This window comes from Lysobacter gummosus (genome assembly GCF_001442805.1).
Lineage (GTDB): Bacteria > Pseudomonadota > Gammaproteobacteria > Xanthomonadales > Xanthomonadaceae > Lysobacter > Lysobacter gummosus.
Genome location: NZ_CP011131.1, coordinates 365,455 through 382,789, shown reverse-complemented (window position 1 = coordinate 382,789; position 17,335 = coordinate 365,455). Strand labels below are relative to the sequence as shown.

Here is a 17,335-nt window from a genome sequence, read left to right as displayed (position 1 = left end):
CCTTGGATTCAAGCTCAGGCGTTGCCGGCGGTTTCCGCGTCGGCGAGGCTCTCGCCGTTCTGGCCGCGCTGACGCAGGCCTTCGGCATAGAGCGCATCGAAGTTGATCGGCTGCAGGAAGAACGGCGGGAAGCCGCCGGCCTGGATCAGGTCGCTGACCAGCTGGCGCGCGTAGGGATACAGCACGTTCGGGCAATGGGTGCCGAGCATCGCGTCCAGGGTCTGGCCGTCGAAGCCGATCAGGCCGAACACGCCGGCCTGCTTCACTTCGGCCAGGTACATCGGCTTGTCGTTGGCGGTGCAGGTCAGGGTCACGCCGAGCACGACTTCATACGCGTTGTCGCCCACGCGCTGCACGTTCTGCGACAGGTTGAGCTGCAGCTGCGGCTGCGCGGCTTCGGCGAACACCGCCGGGGCGTTGGGTACCTCGAAGGAGACGTCCTTGACGTAGATCTTTTCGACGGTGAACGCGGGGCCGGTTGCGGCTTCGGCCGGCGCGGTGGCGCCGTTGACGTTTTCTTCGGACATCGGGTAACTCCCCCAGCAAAATGAAATTCGGTAGTAAGGCCGATTATGCCCGCTCGCGCTGGGCCGGACCAAACGGCCCGGCATCAGCGCTTGCAGCGTGGATCGGCCGCGAACGATCTGGATTGAGGCGGGCCGGCGCCCAATCAAGGGCCGGGACGGACCGCCGCACAAAACGGTGTTGCCTGACGCGCCGTGGCGCCGAGTCAGTTTCGCCAAGCGCCGGCGCAAGGCGCGAGATTGGCGGCCCCGGTCACGCTACCGGCCGGCGATGGCGGCGGCGCGACAGGATGGGACTCAGTTGCGGCCCTTCACCAGCGGCAGTTCGGCCTGCTGCCAGGCCTGGATGCCGCCTTCGAGCCAGTAGACCTGCTCGAACCCGGCTTTCTTCAGGCGCTTGGCCGCATCGGCCGAGGCCTGGCCGGTGCGGCAGACCGCCACCACCGGCAGTTGCTTGGCGTTGGCCAGCAGTTTGCTCTCCGGATCGAACTGGCTGATCTGGACCGAACGGCTGCCGGCGATGTGGCCTTTTTCGAACTCGCCGCTGGCCGACAGGTCGATCACCAGGGCGTTGTCGCGGTTGATCAGCGCCGTCAGTTCGGCCGGGCGCAGGGCCTTGTAGCCGCGGAACAGGCTTGCGACCTCGGTGTAGATCAGTGCCACGGTCAGGCCGACGAGGCCCAGCGACAGGTACATGTGGCGGCCGGCGAATGCCAGCAGTTCATCAAAGCTCACGGGATCGGGACTCACGCACAGGGCGAATCGGGGCGGGGCCGGCACGGCCCACGCGGGGCGGCGATTGTCGCCCAGGGCGCGCTGCGGCGCAAAAGAACCGCCGGCGGACCGGGGGCTGGGGGCTAGAAACGAGTTAAGAGGAGTGAGGAGTGAGTAAAAGCCGGAGCCGGGCCCGGCTTTCTCTCGTGCTCACTCCCCTCGACTCACTCCTGAGCCTTTACTGCCCTTCCCAGAAGTCCGGCAAGCCGCTGATGAGCCACCAGGTCTTGACCTCCGGATCCCATTCCCAGGCCTCGGTGTAGCGCACGTTGCGCTCGGCCAGGGTGTGGCGGTTGATCACGCCGATGTTGATCAGGCGCACCGCGGTGCCCTTGGTCTTGTCCATCTCGGTGCCGACGTCGTTGTAGCCGGAGATCTGGATCTGCTTGTAGCGCTCCAGTTGCATCGGCGTCGGCGCCAGCTTGGCGCGCAGCTCGGGCTTGATCATGTTGACCGCGCCCTCGAAATCGCCCCAGCGGATCGCCGCCGAGTAGGCGTATTGCTGCTCGGTGATCTTGTTGTTCTGGGTGCCGGTGGTCTGGCAACCGGCCAGGGCGAGCGCGAACAGGCAGGACAGCAGCACGAATTTCAGCAGACGCATCGCGGACTCCGGCGGAGGGAACGTTCGGCGTGCATCGTACCTGCCGCGTCAGGGCTTAGCGATGGCTACGTAGCGGGCCGTGAACTCGGTCGCGACGCCGCCCTCGGGCAGCAACGCGCGCGCGATCAACGCAGTGCGGGCGCGGCCGCGTTCGCGCAGGGTGGTCAGGAAGCTGCGCCAGTCGGCGTCCGGCGCCAGCTCGGCGTGCACGTCCAGATCGGCGAACAGCGGCGCCAGGTAGCGGATCTGGCTGTCGGCGACGAATACCTCCGCGCGCAGGTCGGCTTGTTCGATCCCCAGCGACATCACCCCCCAGGAGGCCAGGGTCATCATCGAGGCCAGACTGCCGCCGAAGGCGCAGCCCTTGTCGTTGATGTGGTGCGACAGCGGCGCATGCAGTTGCAGGCGCTTGCCGTCGTAGCCGGCGATGCTGACTTGCATCGCCGCCACCGGCGGCATGGATTGGTAATGTTGATGGAGGCGTTGCAGGGCGTCGTGTGGACTCATCGGGAACGGCTGACTGTCAGTGGGGGAATTCGATGGCGAAGGCATGTAACGCAATCTGGATGACACCGCGACCGTTCGCAGCTGCCATCGATGCAGGCGCTGTGCGAAGCTGATCGCATGAGCCGCGAGCCGCTGCGACCGCCGCGATGGTACGTGATCTCGTTGCGACCTAGCGACGAGCACGAAGACTTGCGCCACATCGTTTCGCAATACGGCGGCGCATTGATTGCCTTGTCGCCTTGGTCGATCCGCACGCGCAACACTCAGGACGCGCGCGATGCATTGGCCGCGGCCTTGCAGGCGCCGCACGTGGTCGTCACCAGTCCTAACGCGGTGCGCGCTTTGCGCGATCTGCTCGCACACCAACATCCTCATGCGCATACGCATGCGCATGCATGGCCCGCGTTGCCGTTGCCGGGACAAGCCTGGTACGCGGTCGGCGCCGCGACCGCGGCGGCCTTGCGCGAGTTCGGCATCGCCGAGGCGATCGCGCCCGAACGCATGGACAGCGAAGGTCTGCTCGCGCTGCCGCAGCTGCAACGTTTCGATGGCGCAGCGCTCGGCCTGCTGACCGCGCCCGGCGGACGCGGCGTGCTCGCGCCGGCGTTGCAGGCGCGCGGCGCGCGCGTGTTGCGCGCCGACATCTATGTGCGCGAACCGGCGACGCTGGCGCTCGGCGAAGTCGCGCGGCTGATCGCGCTCGACGCGCCCGCGGTGCTGGCCTTGTCCAGCGCCGAGGCCTTGCAGCGCGTGCTGGCGCAATTGCCGGCGGCGGCGCTCGAACGGTTGCGCGGCGTGCGCGTGAGCGCGGCCAGCCCGCGCCTGGCCGGGCTGGCGCGCGAGATGGGCTTCAGCGACATCGGCGTCGCCGCCGGTCCCGGCGCGGCGCAGTTGCTGGCCGGCTATGGCGACGCGCTGGGAGGATGAGCCGGCGGGTTCGATCCGAAACCGGTCGATCGCCCGCCCCGATCGGGCCCACGCGCGCATCCGCCGCCGACCCGCGCCGGCGCGCGGCCCGGCGCGCCAACGATCGATGCGCGAAAGGGGACCGCGTCAAGACTGTCTTGATGCCTGCATCCGGTAGCATGACCGGGTCATGAGCGAACCATTCGATACCGTGTCCACTCCCCCGTCCGCCTCCCCCGCCCCGCGCCGCGGCTCCAACGCCTGGCTGTGGCTGTTGATCGTGCTGCTGATCGCCGGCGGCGGCGGCTGGTACGGCTGGCGCGAATGGCAGCACCGCCAGATCCGCGAGCGCGAAGCCGCCGCCGACGCCGACCAGCGCCTGGAAGCGCTGGACCAGCGCGTGGACACCCTGCGCACCAACCAGGAGGCGCAGAACCGCCGCATCGTCCAGGCCGACAGCACCAACCGCGTGCTGCGCGACGAGCTGCACGGCATCGGCCAGCGCGCGGCGCTGATCGAGGACAGCGTGTCCAAGCTCGCCGATCCCGACCGCCACGGCGCCCAGGCCATGCGCCTGGACGAAACCGAGCTGCTGCTGACCCTGGGCCAGCAGCGCCTGCTGATCGCCGGCGACCTGGAAGGCGCGCGCCGCGCCTACGCGCTGGCCGGCGGCGTGCTCGACGGCATCGACGATCCGGCTTACCTGAGCCTGCGCCAGACCCTGCTGCAGGAAACCGCCGCGCTCAAGGAACTGGGCATCGAACCGCGCATGCAGGCGATGGCCAAGCTCGACGCGCTCGCGCAGACCCTGACGCTGCCGGAGGAAACCGCGAAACAGGCCGCGCCGGCGCCGGCGCCGTGGTGGCAGCGCGCGTTCGGCAGCCTGATCGAAACCCAGCCGGTCGATCGCACCGTCGCCTCTCATCCCAGCGACCGCGCCGCCGCGCTGGCCGGGCTGCAACTGGAAATCTCGCTGGCGCGCGCCGCCGCCGAACGCCGCGACGTCGCCGGTTACCGCGTCGCGCTCAAGCGCGCCGAGCGCTGGGTGCAGCGCCTGTCGGCGCCGTCGCCGGCGCAGCAGCGCCAGCTCGCCGCGCTGCGCGAGTTGGCCGCGCTGCCGCTTTCACTCTCGGTTCCGACCCTCGGCACCACACTGCAGCAGCTGCGTCAGCTGCGCACGGCCCATTGATCGGGCCATCCCCCTGCGCGCTGATCGGGCCTAAGGAGTCGCCGCGATGAATCTGTTCCGCAATCTGTTGTTCTGGATCGTGCTCGCGCTGGTCGGCGCGCTGGCGGCGCAGCTGCTGGTGCAGGACCCGGGCAAGGTCGTGGTGACCTACGGCGGCGTCAACTATCTGACCAACGTGCCCAAGGCGCTGCTGATGCTGATCGGCGGCCTGCTGGCGTTGTGGCTGGTGTGGAAGGTGCTGAGCCTGCCGTTCGTGGCGATGCGCCGGCGCCGCAAGAAGCAGGCGCGCGCGCGCTTGATCGACGGCCTGGACGCGCTGCACCAGGGCCATTGGAGCCGCGCCGAGAAATCGCTGGCGCTGGCCGCGCGCAATCGCGACGTGGCCGCGATCGCCGGTATCGGCGCCGCCCGCGCCGCCGCCGCGCGCGGCGATGCCGCCGCGCAATCGCAGCATCTGGATGCACTGGCCGACGATCACCCGGTCGCGCGCGCATTGACCGTCGCCGAGCTGGCGCTGTCGGAACAACGTCCCGCCGATGCGTTGGCCGCGCTCGATGCGCCCAACGCACAACCGCTGCCGCCGCGCGGACTGGCGCTGCGCGCGCAGGCCCTGGCCGCGCTCGGCCGCGCCGGCGAGGCCTATGGCCTGCTCGGTTCGCTGCGCCAGCAAAACGCATGGCCGGCCGATCAATTGAGCCGGCTCGAAGCCGCCTGGGCCGAAGCCGCCCTGCGCGAAGCCGCCGACGCCAACGTGCTGGCCGATCATTGGGAACGCCTGCCCAAGCCGTTGAAGACCGATCCGGCCGCGGTCGCCGCCTACGCCGAACGCGCCGCCGCGCTGCGCTGGGAAGAGGCCGCGGCCAAGAGCCTGGAACAGGCCCTGGACGCGCGCTGGGACGAATCGCTGGCCTCGTTGTACGGCCGTCTGCCGATCGGCCGCCTCGACGCGCGCCGCGCCCAGGCCGAACGTTGGCTGGCGACTCATTCGGGCAGCCCCGGCCTGTTGCTGAGCCTGGCGCGCATCGCCCGCGCGCAAGGCCAGTGGCCGCAGGCCGAAGCCTATCTGCACCGCGCGCTGGCCCAAGGCGCCAATAGCGAAGCCTGGGAAGAACTCGGCCACGGCTTCGCCCAGGTCGGCGACGAAAGCCGCGCCCGCCTGAGCTACCTCAACGCCCTGCGCGCCGCGCGCGGCGAAGCGACCACCGAACTGCCGGGCCGCGATCTGCGGCAGAAGCTGTTCGACGAAGCGGTGACGGAAGAGCGCGACGAATTCGGGATGCCGCGCTTGCGCGGTTGAGCCGCGTCCCCCGCTTGCGCGATGACGGCCGCCCTTGAGGCGGCCGTCCGCTATCGGCGCCCGCAAACGGCGCAGCGTCGCGCCGGCGACTCAGGTCTCGACGCCGCGAAACCTCGGCAAGCTGTCGAGAAACGCGCTGCCGCAACCGCTGAAACGCGCATAACGTTCGCAGATCCGCTTGGGATGCACGATGCGCACGCCGACGACGCCGATCACCATCGCCGCCAACAACAGCAGTCCGCTCGGGAGATACAGCGGCGCCGCGGCCTCGTTGCCCAGGGCGTAGACGAACAGCGCCGCGCTGACACCCAGGCAGGTCAGCGAAGCGGCGATCATCCGCGAGCGCCGCCGCGCGTGTTGCACGCACAAGCCGAGCCCCAGGCGGGCGTTCTTGCGCACGATCAACACCGCGACGATGTAGACGAACATGTTGACCGGGATCAGCAGATACCAGGCGCTGTTGTGCCAGTAATAGCGCTTGGATTTCAGCGGCGTGCGCGCGGCCGCGTTGCACTTGACGCAACGATCCGGCAATTGCGAATTCTTGCGCGTCACAAGGTCTTTGCCGTCGCGCCACGGGCCGGACAGATCGTCGGCTTCGACAGTGGAAGCGACGAACGCGCTTTGCGGAGCTTCATAAGGGTTGAACGTCGTCATCGCGTCTCCTGTCGCGAGTGACCACGGCCGGCCCGGACCCCCTGCCCGACGCAGCGTCCGTGGCTGCGCGGGGTCGCGGCCACGACGCGGCGCGGACTCAATATCCGCGCGCAGCGCTACCGTTTTCCCCGCGGCCATCGTATCGCTTGTGCGATCGTGCGCAATAGCTAGCCAAAACAACGACGGCGCCCCGGGGCGCCGTCGTCGCATGCGTTCAAAGCGATAGCTCGATCAGTGCAACGGCACCGTCAACGTCGAGGGATTCGACGCCGGCGAGCTGAAGCTCACCGTGCCGCCGATCGTGCTGGCGCTGGTGTAACGCGGATCGGTGGTATCGACCACCAGCACCAATCGGCGTCCGGCCGGAATGTCCCAGCTGGTCGCTTCCAGGCGCAGGTCCACACTCTGGGCGACGCCGGGGCGGGCGCCGCGCAGCGAGTACGGTTTGTGGCTCAGCAGCGAGCCGTTGCCGAGCAGGTCCACGCTGTACAGATACGCAAACAAGGTGACCTCGCTCTGGCTCGGGGTGACCGTGACGTGCAGCTGCGGCATGCCGCTGAGCTGTTTGCCGGTCCAGTAGATCGGCGTCTGCCAGACACCGGCACCGGCGCGCGCGACCAGCGGAATCGATGCCTGCGGCGCGACCTGCACCGATTGCAGGAAGCCGCTGATGAAGGCCAGGCCGGAATCGGCCAGGGTCGGCAGGCCGGTCAGGATGGTGTGGTTCCAGCCGGTGCTCGGCGCGCTTTGCAGGTCGCCGGTCGGCGCCAGCAGGCCGCTGGGCCGGCTCAACGCGAACACCGTCGCGCCGCGCTGGACCGCGTTCCAGTCGGCGTAGCCGCGCCAGTCGCCGTCCTGCGATTTCAGCCGCACCGCCGGTTCGCGTTCCACGCCGTTGGCCGCGCCCTTGAGGTAACGATCGAACCAGCGTCCGGCCGCGTCGTAGATCTCGTTGGGCAGGCCCAGCGCGCCCGGCGCTTCGACCGTGGCGTGATCGCCATGGCTGAAAAGCAGTTGCTTGGGACCGCTGAGGCCGTTGTAGAAATCGATGTACTGGCCCGGCGGAAACAGGCTGTCGTTGAAGGCGTTGGCCAGCAGCACCGCGGTGCCGTTGCGGTTGAGCGCGGCGGCCTCGGTGGCCGGGCTGCGTTGCGGCACGACCGGCAACAGGCCGGCGACGGCGCCGTCGAAGTCGCCGCGGGCGATACGCGCGGTCGCGGCGGCCAGTTCCGGCCCCGGGCGCCCGGTGAGCGCGCCGGCCACCACCAGCAGAGCCGTGCCCTGTTGGCTGACGGTGCGATTGGCGTACAGCGAGGCCTCCAGATCGGCCCAGCCGCTGAGCGCGGCGACCGCCTTGATGCGCGGATCGCGCTCGGCCGCCAGCAGGCTGATGCCGGCGCCGTAGGAAATGCCGCTGGCGCCGATCTTGCCCGGGTCCGACGGCGTATGCGCCAACGCCCAGTCGATCACCGAGCTGACGTCCTCGACCGTGCCCGGCCCGGCGATGTCGATCTGCCCGGCCGAGTCGTAGAACCCGCGCGAGGTGTAACTGACGACCACATAGCCCTTGCCGGCGAGCGCGGCGCCGCGGCCGACGTATTCCAGATTCGGCGCGCCCCAGCTGGCCGGCATCACCAGCAGCGGGAACGGGCCGGCGCCCTGGTCCTTGGGCACCATCACGAAGGCGCCCATTTCATCGCCGTTCCAGCCGGGAATGCGCTGGTAACTGCCGGTGAATCCGCCCGCGAACGCCGGAGCGGCGGCCACGCACAACAACAGACACGACATCGACCACGAACTGATCTTGCGCATGAGTTCGTCCCCTCCCAAGGACTATCCCGCACGAATGGATACGTTTGCGTATGGTTTGCAGCGAATCGACCGTACCATTGCGAATGGAGGCGCAACAACCGTGCCGGGCGGGCTGCTTGATGAACCTGGACGATGGGGGTCACAGATTGGCGTCGCGGTTTTTGTGAACGCGGGGTGTGCGATGCGGTGGATCGCGGTAGCGGTCGGGTATCGGGTCGATCGGTGCGTTGCGGCGAAGGCGGTCGCTCATCGCGACGGGTCGTGCCGGAGCTGCCTTGAGCGTCAGCGCGCGAGACACGGACCGCACAGCTGAGCGGACCGATCCGACGACCGCCTGTGCCACCATGAGCCGGCCGCCGCACACCGACCCGCACCGCACCCGCGCGCAGGACTCGCGCCCGGCTGGACCGGCACTCACGCGACACCCGGCAACGACGCAACACCATGGAAGGCGAACGCATGATTGGATTGAACGAGCGCGATCTGACCGTTCTCGGGCACTACGTCCGGCAAGGCAATCTCGAACTGTATTGGAACTTCCTCGCCCAGCAGCCCGGCAACGACGGCTACGGTCTGCTCGCGCTCGGCGTGGTGCGCAACGACAACGCGGCGGGAAAAGTCGCCAACCTGCATGCGGACCTGCGCGCACGCGGCGGCGGCCGCTGCCTGAGCGAGCGCGACTGGCAGAACTTCAGCGTCGATCTGATCGGCCGCGATCTGCAACTGCGCCGCGCGCACTGGCGCGCGGGCCGCCCCGAACGCGCCTTGAATCTGCCGGCACGCGATATCCAGCAGGCGCACGACCGCGCCTTCGACCGGGCCGGCATCCATCCCGATGCGTGGACGCCGCGGCGACTGCTCGAAGCCGCACGCGCCAGGGCCGGAGAACCCGAGGCCGCGCGGGTCTGGTCGCACATGCTCGATCACGGCCTGCGCGGCCTGGAACGCAGCTGGGACACCACCGCCGACGCCTATCGCAACATGGGGGTGGTCGCGGGCAGCGCCTACATCGCCGGCCTGGCCGCGATGCGCACGGCGGCGGCGCTGGGCAGTCATCCGCAAACCGATCCGAACACGATCGGCGGACATCCGCTGACCTATGTCTTCGATCAGCGCGAGTGCTGCTGGTTCTCGCTCAACGGCAACGGCGCCGAGGTGGCGCCGCTGCGCAACGCCGGCAAGATCGCCGAACTCGACGACGTGCGCGCGGTGCGGCTGCTGCGGCAGCGGCTGCGCGGGGAATTTCATCCGGACGATCCGTACCGTAGTCGCGCCATCGCCGGTGGGCTGCGGACGATCGAGGGTCACGCGCCGCTGCAAACCTCGCCGGAAGCGATTGCGCACGAACCGCGACGCCAGCCGGCGCACAGCTTGGCCTGACTCGCGGGGGCAATGCTGACGCAGAGCCTCAAAACTCGTTCACGATCTTTGCATCGGGTTTCGGCATCTGAGTTCTTGCTCGTCATTCCCGCGAACGCGGGCGCCGCGGGAATGACGACCCTGTTATTCCGGAGCCTTCGACAGGCTCAGAAATCCACGATCTCGCCATCCTCATCCAGACGCGCATGCGCCGTGCTGCGCGCCCGGATCAACTGCAACTGCGCATCGACCACCTTGCGCATATACGCCGCGGTTTCCGCATCCTCCTGCTTGCCGGGAAACGCGCGATCGGCGCGCAAGCCGTCGAAGGTGGCCCGGGCTTCGTCGAAACGGCCGAGCCGGCGCTGCAGTTCGCCGACCAGCATGCGCGCGGCGTAGGCGCCCTCGCGGCCGGCATCGCGCAGGGCGCGGCGCTGCCATAACGCCAATGCTTCGGCGGCATAGCGCGCATAGCGTGGGCCGGCTTCCCAGGTCGCGGTCAGCACCACGCCGGCGATCTCATCCTCGGACTCGCCCAGGAACGCCTTCTGCTTGGCCAGGCGGTAATACGGCGTGTCGTTGGCGACCCAGCCGCGGTAGTCGGCCGATTCGACGAACGCGCGCAGCCGGGTCAGTTCCTCCTGGCTGTACTTGCGCGTGTCGTCATCGACGATGAAGCCGCTGCCCGGACACGCCGGCAACGGCGCCGGCGAGGCGATCGCGCCGAAACGCTGGCGGTCGAAGTACATGCCGAAGGAGGTGCCCGAACCCATCACCCGCGCGGGGAAGGGCTTGCCGTCGATCGGGCAGGTCACCTGGACATCCATGAAGGTCATCGCCGGGGCCGCCAGCGGCGACAGGCTCAGGGCGAGGGTGAGGGCGAACGCGGCCTGGCGGCGCATGACAGATCCTTGTCGTGACGAAGTGCACATATTGCCTCAAGCCCGGCGCCGACGCGATGCGATCGCAGTCCTCCGCATCGCCCGTTTCGCGTTCGTACCTGCATTCCCACGGAGCGACGTCATGGCCCTGAGCGATCTGTTCGCCGACGGTAACCGGCCCAACCTGCTGCTGATCATTACCGACCAGCAGCGCAGCCTGGCGCAGTGGCCGGCGTCGTACCAGCCGACCCTGGCGGCGGCGATGCCGGCGATGCAGAAACTGGCCGGGCAAGGCCTGGACTTCGCAAATGCCTTCACCGGCGCGTGCATGTGTTCGCCCAGTCGCGCGACCTTCCTGACCAGCCAATACCCCTTCGTCACCGGCTGCACCCAGACCGGCGGGCAACCGCTGCCGTCGCCGTCCAAATTTCCGAATCTGGCCAGCGTGCTGACCGCCGCCGGCTACGGCTGCTACTGGATCGGCAAGTGGCATCTGCTCGGCGGCGAAGAGCCGGGCTCGACCAGCGCCGACCTGCAGCCGTGGGGATTTTCGACCTGGGACCCGGAAGACGCCGGACTGAGCCTGGGCCCGACCTACCTGGGCGGCGGCACCCTCAGCACCGCGCCGGCCGCGACCAATCGCAACGATCAGCGCTACCTCGCCGATGCGCTGGCGTTCCTGGCCGATCCGCCGGCCTCGCCGTATTGCCTGGTGGTGTCGCTGGTGAACCCGCACGACTCGCACCTGGGTTACATGAATCAGGCCTCGACCTTCTACAACGCCGTGGACTACAACGCGACCGGCGCACCGATTCCGGCCAATTCGAACGAAGATTTGTCGAGCAAGCCGCGCGCGCAGGCCAACTACACCTTCGCCAAGATGAGCGGCAGCAGCGGCGCCAGCGAGCAGGACTTCGTCGATTTCTACGCCTACCTGGTCGAATACGTGGACTCGCAGATCCTGCAGATCCTCAACGCGATGAGCACCGAGCAGACGAACCAGACGCTGATCGTGCGTTTCGCCGATCACGGCGAACTGGGCCTGTCGCACGGCATGGTGGAGAAATTCGTCAACGCCTACGACGAAGCGATCCACGTGCCGCTGCTGTTCTCCAACCCGGTCGCGTGGCCGCAGGGCGCGCAGACGCAGGCGTTGGCGAGTTCGGTGGATCTGCTGCCGACCCTGGCGAGCCTGTTGAACGTGAGCTCGCAATTTCCCGACCTGGTCGGCGCCGACTTGAGCGGCGTGCTGGAAGGCAGCAGCGATTCGGTGCAGGACTACGTCCACTACACCTACGACGATATGACCCAGGGCGGCCCGAGCGTGATCCGCGCGATCCGCTCATCGCAATGGCTGTACGCGGTCTACGTGCCCGCCGCCGGCACGCAGAGCCAGGGCGGCGATTGGGAGATGTACGACCTGTCGGCCGATCCCCAGCAGAACACCAATCTGGCCGGCAATCCGGACTACGCCGAGCAGCAGTGGGTGCTGGAAGCGGAGCTGGCGATACAGATGAAGGAGAAGGGCACCACGCCGCCGGGCTGGCCGCCGCAGTACATCGCCGGGCAGAGCCGCGGAGGGCCGGCTACAAGCTGAGCCGAAACGGCTTCTTGTTTTTACTCCCTCTCCCGCTTGCCACCCAAGGTGACTTGCGGGAGAAGGGAACAGATCAACGCTCCAGAATCGCCACCACGCCCATGCCGCCGGCGGTGCAGATCGAAATCAGGCAGCGGCCGCCGCCGCGCTGTTTCAGTTCCTTCGCCGCGGTGGCGACGATGCGCGCTCCCGTCGCGGCGAAGGGATGGCCCGCTGCCAGCGAGGAACCGTTCGGATTGATCTTGGCCGGATCGATGCGCCCCAGCGGCGCGTCCAGGCCCAGGCGGGTCTTGCAGTATTCCTCGCTCTCCCAAGCGCGCAGCGTGCACAGCACTTGCGCGGCGAAGGCTTCGTGGATTTCGTAGATGTCGAAATCCTGCAAGGTCAGGCCGTTGCGCTTGAGCATCTCCGGCACCGCCACGGTCGGCGCCATCAGCAGGCCCTCGCCGTGGACGAAATCGACCGCCGCCACCTGCGCGTCGCGCAGGTAGCACAGCACTTCGTGGTTATGCGCCTGCGCCCATTCTTCCGACGCCAGCAGACAGGCCGCGGCGCCGTCGGTCAACGGCGTGGAGTTGGCCGCGGTCAGGGTGCCGCGGCCGGAGGTCTTGTCGAACGCCGGCTTCAGCGTCGCCAGTTTTTCCAGGCTGCTGTCGGTGCGCAGGATGTTGTCGCGCGCGACGCCGCGGAAGCTCACCACCAGATCGTCGAAGAACCCGCGCTCGTACGCCGCGCCGAGTTTCTGGTGCGAAGACAGCGCCCATTCGTCCTGCGAATCGCGGGAGATGTTCCACTGCTTGGCCATGTCCTCGCAGTGATCGCCCATGCTCTTGCCGGTGCGCGGCTCGGCCACGCCGGGAAACTCGGGCTTGAGCTCGCGCAGGTGGAAGCCCTTGAACGCGGCGATCTTGTCCTTGGTCGTGCGCGCGCGCGCGGCCTGCAGCAGGCGCCGGCGCAAGCTGCGTCCGTAGACGATCGGCACGTCGGAGGTGGTGTCCGAACCGCCGCCGATGCCGGCCTCGATCTGGCCGACCGCGATCTTGTTCGCGATGGTGATGATCGAATCCAGCGACGTGCCGCAGGCGCGCTGCAGGGTGATGCCCGGCGTCAGCGGCGACAGGCCCGAGGACAACGCGGCTTCGCGGCCCAGGTTCCAGTCGCTGCTGTGCTTGATTACCGCGCCCATCGCCACTTCGCCGAGCTGCTGGCCGTGCAGGCCGAACTTCTCGACCAGCGCCCCCAGCGTGCGCACCGACATGCCCAGATTGCCGACGTCCGCATAAGCGGTGTTCTGCCGGCAGAAGGGAATACGCACGCCACCGAGCACGGCGACGGGACGGTTTTGGCGCATCGGCAATCCCTCTTGAGGTTCTCGCACAGGGCCCGTCGCGGCGGAGCGGGCATAATGGGGCTCAGTGTAGCGCCGCACACGCGCTCTACCAAACGCCAGCGTATCCTCGGTGACCATGACCTCTGCCAGCCCCTCCGCCAGCGCGTCCGACGCCCCCCTGCATGTCCTGGGCGCCCTCGCCCTTGAGCTCAAGGGCGACGCCGCGGTGAACCGCAGCGCCCTGTCCCGCCAGGACGCCGGCACGCTGTCGGAAAAGATCGCCCGCGATCTGGCCGGCTTCGCCAAGGACACCGCGGCGCTGGACCTGATCACGGTGGGCGCCCACTACGATCCGGTCGAACTGCTGCGCCCGGGCTGGCCGCTGCACCGCGAACTCGACGATCTGGCCGCGCGCGCGCCGCGCGAACGCGGGGCCGAACAGGCCGGCCGGGTCATCGCCTTCGGCGCTCACGACGAACGCCTGCCCGGCACCCTCACGCCCTCGCCCGACTACGCCGGTGGCCCGCTGCGGCTGGTGCCGTTCGCGCTCAGCGGCGCGCCCGAACTGGTCGCCCGGGTCGGCGAGATTCTCGAATCCAGCCTGCTCGAACGCGGCATGGCCGGCGCCGACACCGCCCTGGCCGCGCAAGAGGCCTTCGGCCTGCAGGTCGAGCACGCGCGTTACCTGACCGTGCACGACCTGACCGCGATGATGGCCATGCAATACGACCACGCCGGCCTGGGCCCGCTGTGGCCGCTGCTGGAAACCGCGCTGCTGCAGCCCGAAGGCGAACAATGGCTGGACGCCCCGCCCGAACCGCTGGTGCATTACGCCGACGGCGAAGCCCGCATCGCCCTGTTCTCGCCGGCCGCCTGGCACGAGCGCTACGCGCCCGAAGCCCCGTGCGGCACGGAGGAATGCCGCGAGAAACTCAACCGTCGCTATCAGCACTTCGAAGCGCGCCTGAAGCAGATCGCCGCGGTGCTGGGCGCGCACGGCGTGCCGGTGACGTTCGTGCATTGCGATGGGGCGCCGGAGCCGGGGCAGCTCTGACTGCGGCGAGCCTGCATATCTCGCCGGCCGAACCTGAGACGCGGGCGGAGACCTTCCGCCCGAACCCGATTACAGACTTACCCGGCCGGCCATCTGGCTGCATTTCTCGAAGAGCTGCGGGTTGCTCCAGGCTTCCATCATCGGCGGCATCTGGACCTTGGCCAGCAACTCGGCCAGCTTGTCGCGATCCTGCGCGTCGCAGGCGAATCGCGCGTAGTTCTGCAGATTCCACTGATCCGGATAGCGCTTCATTACATCCTCGAACCCTTGCTTCATCCGCCCCCAGCGCACGGACGTGGCGTCGAACAGGTTGAAGCGGTAAGGCCCTTGGGCCGCTACCCAATAGATTCGCGCGTACATGCTTTCGCCTTCGGTCTTGCGCGTAGCGTCCACCGCGGCTTCGGCGAAAGCGTCCATATGCTCGACGCTGCCGCCCCATTTCGGCAGCAGCGTTTCCAGCATCTCGAAGTACATCTGATAGTAGCCCGGGAACGCGCGCTGGCCCTGGTCGAACCTCGCCAGCGGATCGCCGCCGTCTTCGCTGCCTCGCATCGCCCGCAGGCTCAGGCTGTAGTACTCGGGCGCGCGCGCGGCGATGGCGCGCTCTTCGTCCAGATACTTCAGCGTGCGCGAGAGCATCGCATGGAAGGGCTTCCACACGTGCTGAGGGGTATCTTTCACATAGCGTGTGCCACGGATTTCCCAAGCGTGCGCATACAGAACTTCGGCATGCATGAGGCGCGGCAGCGGCGAATCGGGTTCTTCGCGCGCCCAGCGCAGAGTCTGCTCCTCCAACCATTCCCATCGACGCGCTTGCGCATCCTCGGGCACGCTGGCGAACAGGCCGGCGCGGATACCGGCGTAGAACACACTGCTCATCCACACGCCACTGGGTGTGCGCCGGCTGCCCGAGATGTAGTCGCCGTAAGCGGCGACCGCATCATGCACGCGCCCTTGTTTGACGAACGCGCGCCCTTGGAAGGTGAGTGCCTCGCGCACTTGCTGCTCGGAACCACTAAGCACCACCCGCGTCTGCGCCGGGTCCAGAAGCTTGCGCTGCTCTTCCTGCTGCGCGGCCAGTTGCGTTGCTTTTCTCGCAGCCTCCTGCTGTTTTATCGCCTGACTCAATGCGTCCAGCCAGGCGCTCTTTTCCCTTGCCGCCTGCAGAATCTGTTCGGCGGAGTCGCTGTCCTGGGGCTTGCGCAGCACCGATGCCGGTGGCGGCGGCAGTGCCGGTACCGATGTCGCGGCCGCCGGCGGCTCGGCGGCGTGCAGCGGCGCCTGCGGCGAAAAAATCAAATACAAACCGAACAGGCCGGCCGCGGCCGAACGCTTTCCATCCATGGCATCTATTCCCTTAGTCAGAATTCGGACTCGTAAAGCAGGTAACCGCTGTCGTCCATAGCCAGCGTGCGATAGGTTTGTTGCGCGGCGATGTTCGCCCGTTCGACATACAGCCGCAAGCCCACCACGCCCGGCGTTGCCTGAGCCAGGGCGGCGACGTGGCTGTGCAGCGCGTTGTAAATGCCTTGCCGGCGATGCTCCGGGGCGACGTACACGCTCTGGATCCACCACCAGTCCCCGTTGCGCCAGTCGCTCCACTCGTGGGTGAACATCAAAGTGCCGGCGGGAACCGCGATGGTTTCACCGCCCGCGACATCGGCTTCGCGCATGGCGACGAAATAGCGCGCCTTGGCGCGATCGGCCAGGCCGGCTTCGACGCCGGCGTGCACGGTCGGCGGGTCGAGGTGTTTGTGTTCGGTTTCCAAGGCCATCGCGATCATCCATTCGGCGATGAGGTCGCGGTCGGTCGGGACGGCGTCGCGGATACGCAGGCGGGTCATGGCGTTGTATGTCTCGCGGGATGTGCGCTCAGCATATGACGCGCGCGCAGGCGGCGATAGTTGGCGCAAACGTGGGCAATGCGCCGCGCGCGCGCGATGAGAGCCACATCGCCAGACGCGGGCGCCGGGTCGAAGCCTGTCGCCGGCGGCGCCTCATCGCGTTGCGTTGCGATGAGGCGCTTGATCGGCTGTCCGGATTATCCCGATCGCGGGATGCCGGCCTGGGCTATCGACCGATCTTGATCACACCGCATGCCAGTCGCCCACCCGCGTTGCCGGTCGGCTGGGTCTTGTAGTCGTCGGCCGAGGCATGGACGATCACGCCGCGGCCGGCGATGTCGTTCGGCGCGCCGCCGCCGAGGGTGACGCCGCTGGCGTGCGCGTTGACCTGGGCCACGCCTTCGGCGTTGGCGACCAGGTTGTCCATGTCGCCGGCGTGATGCGGGCCGCGATCGACCTGCCCGTGCGGCTGCCCGGCCGGATTGAAGTGACCGCCGGCGCTGCTGGCGTCGGCGGCGCTGCAATCGCCTTTCTCGTGGATGTGGATGGCGTGGGTGCTGTTGGGCGCGAGGCCGCCGATTTCGCCGGTCAGATGAACGCCGTCGCCCATCGGACGCAAGCTCAGTTTGCCGCTGACCAGACTGCCGGACGCGGACGCGAGCACCACCGTCGCCGATTGCGCGGTCGAGACCGGCTTGGGTCCGGCCGCCGGCGGCGGCGTGGGCTTGGTGGTCTGTCCGCCGCAAGCGGCGAGCGCGGCGATGGCGGCGGCGATCGTGGCGGTGCGAAGCAACGTCTTCATGCGGAGGCTCCTTGTCGTCGGCGTCGTCCAGCGACGCCCGGAATCGTGGGGTCCGACGCTAGTCCTGCGCAGGTTCAGCGCAGGTGAAACACGCTGTGCGTCGCCGGAGCCGGCGCGGTGGTGGCCGTACGCGAGGATTATGGCGGCGAGCGGGTGCGCGCGTGCGGATCCATGTCGATTCGCCAAGCTGCGCATCGTTGC

General features: G+C 68.4%; 17 protein-coding genes. 6 read left to right on the top strand and 11 right to left on the bottom strand.

From position 1 onward, the window contains the following. Positions 1 to 14: 14 nt before the first annotated feature. The 4 genes from secB to LG3211_RS01500 form a co-directional block, all read right to left on the bottom strand. Positions 15 to 527: a protein-export chaperone SecB gene (secB, locus tag LG3211_RS01515; RefSeq protein WP_057941296.1), complete on the bottom strand. Its 513-nt coding sequence runs from the start codon at positions 525 to 527 to the stop codon at positions 15 to 17. Between the two features lie 294 nt (positions 528 to 821). Continuing rightward, positions 822 to 1,259, bottom strand: a complete 438-nt coding sequence (locus LG3211_RS01510) for a rhodanese-like domain-containing protein (protein ID WP_057941295.1) — start codon at positions 1,257 to 1,259, stop codon at positions 822 to 824. A gap of 217 nt (positions 1,260 to 1,476) precedes the next feature. Next, on the bottom strand, positions 1,477 to 1,899 hold the full coding sequence (locus LG3211_RS01505; protein WP_057941294.1) for a hypothetical protein: 423 nt from the start codon (positions 1,897 to 1,899) through the stop codon (positions 1,477 to 1,479). Between the two features lie 48 nt (positions 1,900 to 1,947). Further along, the gene (locus LG3211_RS01500; protein ID WP_237049813.1) at positions 1,948 to 2,340 is read right to left on the bottom strand and encodes a YiiD C-terminal domain-containing protein; all 393 of its coding nucleotides are present in this window, start codon (positions 2,338 to 2,340) and stop codon (positions 1,948 to 1,950) included. A 183-nt stretch (positions 2,341 to 2,523) separates the two neighbouring features. Here LG3211_RS01500 and LG3211_RS01495 point away from each other — a divergent pair, with 183 nt between their 5' ends. From LG3211_RS01495 to LG3211_RS01485, 3 genes are all read left to right on the top strand, one after another. After that, a complete protein-coding gene (locus LG3211_RS01495) occupies positions 2,524 to 3,333 on the top strand; it encodes a uroporphyrinogen-III synthase (RefSeq protein WP_057945193.1) in 810 nt (269 codons plus the stop codon). A gap of 169 nt (positions 3,334 to 3,502) precedes the next feature. Beyond that, positions 3,503 to 4,501, top strand: a complete 999-nt coding sequence (locus LG3211_RS01490; RefSeq protein ID WP_057941292.1) for a uroporphyrinogen-III C-methyltransferase — start codon at positions 3,503 to 3,505, stop codon at positions 4,499 to 4,501. Positions 4,502 to 4,547: 46 nt separating this feature from the next. Continuing rightward, on the top strand, positions 4,548 to 5,798 hold the full coding sequence (locus LG3211_RS01485) for a heme biosynthesis HemY N-terminal domain-containing protein (RefSeq protein ID WP_057941291.1): 1,251 nt from the start codon (positions 4,548 to 4,550) through the stop codon (positions 5,796 to 5,798). 90 nt (positions 5,799 to 5,888) lie between these two features. On the opposite strand, the gene LG3211_RS01480 is transcribed toward LG3211_RS01485, so the two are convergent. Both LG3211_RS01480 and LG3211_RS01475 read right to left on the bottom strand, forming a co-directional pair. Further along, positions 5,889 to 6,455: a hypothetical protein gene (locus tag LG3211_RS01480; protein WP_057941290.1), complete on the bottom strand. Its 567-nt coding sequence runs from the start codon at positions 6,453 to 6,455 to the stop codon at positions 5,889 to 5,891. A 231-nt stretch (positions 6,456 to 6,686) separates the two neighbouring features. Beyond that, positions 6,687 to 8,267, bottom strand: coding sequence for a CocE/NonD family hydrolase (locus LG3211_RS01475; protein WP_057941289.1), 1,581 nt, complete (start codon positions 8,265 to 8,267; stop codon positions 6,687 to 6,689). A gap of 459 nt (positions 8,268 to 8,726) precedes the next feature. Here LG3211_RS01475 and LG3211_RS01470 point away from each other — a divergent pair, with 459 nt between their 5' ends. Further along, entirely contained in the window at positions 8,727 to 9,647 is a 921-nt protein-coding gene (locus tag LG3211_RS01470) for a hypothetical protein (RefSeq protein ID WP_148648698.1), read from the top strand. 146 nt (positions 9,648 to 9,793) lie between these two features. Here the strand turns inward: LG3211_RS01470 and LG3211_RS25320 are convergent, their stop codons facing one another. Beyond that, a complete protein-coding gene (locus LG3211_RS25320; protein WP_057941287.1) occupies positions 9,794 to 10,528 on the bottom strand; it encodes a hypothetical protein in 735 nt (244 codons plus the stop codon). A gap of 121 nt (positions 10,529 to 10,649) precedes the next feature. Here LG3211_RS25320 and LG3211_RS01460 point away from each other — a divergent pair, with 121 nt between their 5' ends. Continuing rightward, entirely contained in the window at positions 10,650 to 12,104 is a 1,455-nt protein-coding gene (locus LG3211_RS01460) for a sulfatase family protein (protein WP_057941286.1), read from the top strand. A 73-nt stretch (positions 12,105 to 12,177) separates the two neighbouring features. Here the strand turns inward: LG3211_RS01460 and LG3211_RS01455 are convergent, their stop codons facing one another. Further along, positions 12,178 to 13,455 (bottom strand): acetyl-CoA C-acetyltransferase, encoded by a 1,278-nt coding sequence (locus tag LG3211_RS01455; RefSeq protein WP_057941285.1) that lies wholly within the window; start codon positions 13,453 to 13,455, stop codon positions 12,178 to 12,180. 115 nt (positions 13,456 to 13,570) lie between these two features. On the opposite strand from LG3211_RS01455, the gene LG3211_RS01450 reads away from it, so the two are divergent. Continuing rightward, complete coding sequence (locus tag LG3211_RS01450) at positions 13,571 to 14,488, top strand: hypothetical protein (protein WP_057941284.1); 918 nt, start codon at positions 13,571 to 13,573, stop codon at positions 14,486 to 14,488. Positions 14,489 to 14,557: 69 nt separating this feature from the next. Here LG3211_RS01450 and LG3211_RS01445 read toward each other — a convergent pair whose 3' ends face one another. The 3 genes from LG3211_RS01445 to LG3211_RS01435 all read right to left on the bottom strand — a co-directional run bounded on the left by LG3211_RS01445 (position 14,558) and on the right by LG3211_RS01435 (position 17,134). Next, positions 14,558 to 15,832, bottom strand: coding sequence for a hypothetical protein (locus LG3211_RS01445; RefSeq protein WP_057941283.1), 1,275 nt, complete (start codon positions 15,830 to 15,832; stop codon positions 14,558 to 14,560). A 17-nt stretch (positions 15,833 to 15,849) separates the two neighbouring features. After that, positions 15,850 to 16,332 (bottom strand): GNAT family N-acetyltransferase, encoded by a 483-nt coding sequence (locus LG3211_RS01440; protein WP_057941282.1) that lies wholly within the window; start codon positions 16,330 to 16,332, stop codon positions 15,850 to 15,852. Positions 16,333 to 16,558: 226 nt separating this feature from the next. Further along, a complete protein-coding gene (locus LG3211_RS01435; RefSeq protein WP_057941281.1) occupies positions 16,559 to 17,134 on the bottom strand; it encodes a superoxide dismutase family protein in 576 nt (191 codons plus the stop codon). Between the last annotated feature and the right edge of the window lie 201 nt (positions 17,135 to 17,335).

Excerpts from the sequence above, each read along its gene's own strand:
- secB (WP_057941296.1), bottom strand. The coding sequence starts at position 527 with ATGTCCGAAGAAAACGTCAACGGCGCCACCGCGCCGGCCGAAGCCGCA.
- LG3211_RS01505 (WP_057941294.1), bottom strand. The coding sequence starts at position 1,899 with ATGCGTCTGCTGAAATTCGTGCTGCTGTCCTGCCTGTTCGCGCTCGCC.
- LG3211_RS01500 (WP_237049813.1), bottom strand. The coding sequence starts at position 2,340 with ATGCAAGTCAGCATCGCCGGCTACGACGGCAAGCGCCTGCAACTGCAT.
- LG3211_RS01495 (WP_057945193.1), top strand. The coding sequence starts at position 2,524 with ATGAGCCGCGAGCCGCTGCGACCGCCGCGATGGTACGTGATCTCGTTG.
- LG3211_RS01490 (WP_057941292.1), top strand. The coding sequence starts at position 3,503 with ATGAGCGAACCATTCGATACCGTGTCCACTCCCCCGTCCGCCTCCCCC.
- LG3211_RS01485 (WP_057941291.1), top strand. The coding sequence starts at position 4,548 with ATGAATCTGTTCCGCAATCTGTTGTTCTGGATCGTGCTCGCGCTGGTC.
- LG3211_RS01480 (WP_057941290.1), bottom strand. The coding sequence starts at position 6,455 with ATGACGACGTTCAACCCTTATGAAGCTCCGCAAAGCGCGTTCGTCGCT.
- LG3211_RS01475 (WP_057941289.1), bottom strand. The coding sequence starts at position 8,267 with ATGCGCAAGATCAGTTCGTGGTCGATGTCGTGTCTGTTGTTGTGCGTG.
- LG3211_RS01470 (WP_148648698.1), top strand. The coding sequence starts at position 8,727 with ATGATTGGATTGAACGAGCGCGATCTGACCGTTCTCGGGCACTACGTC.
- LG3211_RS25320 (WP_057941287.1), bottom strand. The coding sequence starts at position 10,528 with ATGCGCCGCCAGGCCGCGTTCGCCCTCACCCTCGCCCTGAGCCTGTCG.
- LG3211_RS01460 (WP_057941286.1), top strand. The coding sequence starts at position 10,650 with ATGGCCCTGAGCGATCTGTTCGCCGACGGTAACCGGCCCAACCTGCTG.
- LG3211_RS01455 (WP_057941285.1), bottom strand. The coding sequence starts at position 13,455 with ATGCGCCAAAACCGTCCCGTCGCCGTGCTCGGTGGCGTGCGTATTCCC.
- LG3211_RS01450 (WP_057941284.1), top strand. The coding sequence starts at position 13,571 with ATGACCTCTGCCAGCCCCTCCGCCAGCGCGTCCGACGCCCCCCTGCAT.
- LG3211_RS01445 (WP_057941283.1), bottom strand. The coding sequence starts at position 15,832 with ATGGATGGAAAGCGTTCGGCCGCGGCCGGCCTGTTCGGTTTGTATTTG.
- LG3211_RS01440 (WP_057941282.1), bottom strand. The coding sequence starts at position 16,332 with ATGACCCGCCTGCGTATCCGCGACGCCGTCCCGACCGACCGCGACCTC.
- LG3211_RS01435 (WP_057941281.1), bottom strand. The coding sequence starts at position 17,134 with ATGAAGACGTTGCTTCGCACCGCCACGATCGCCGCCGCCATCGCCGCG.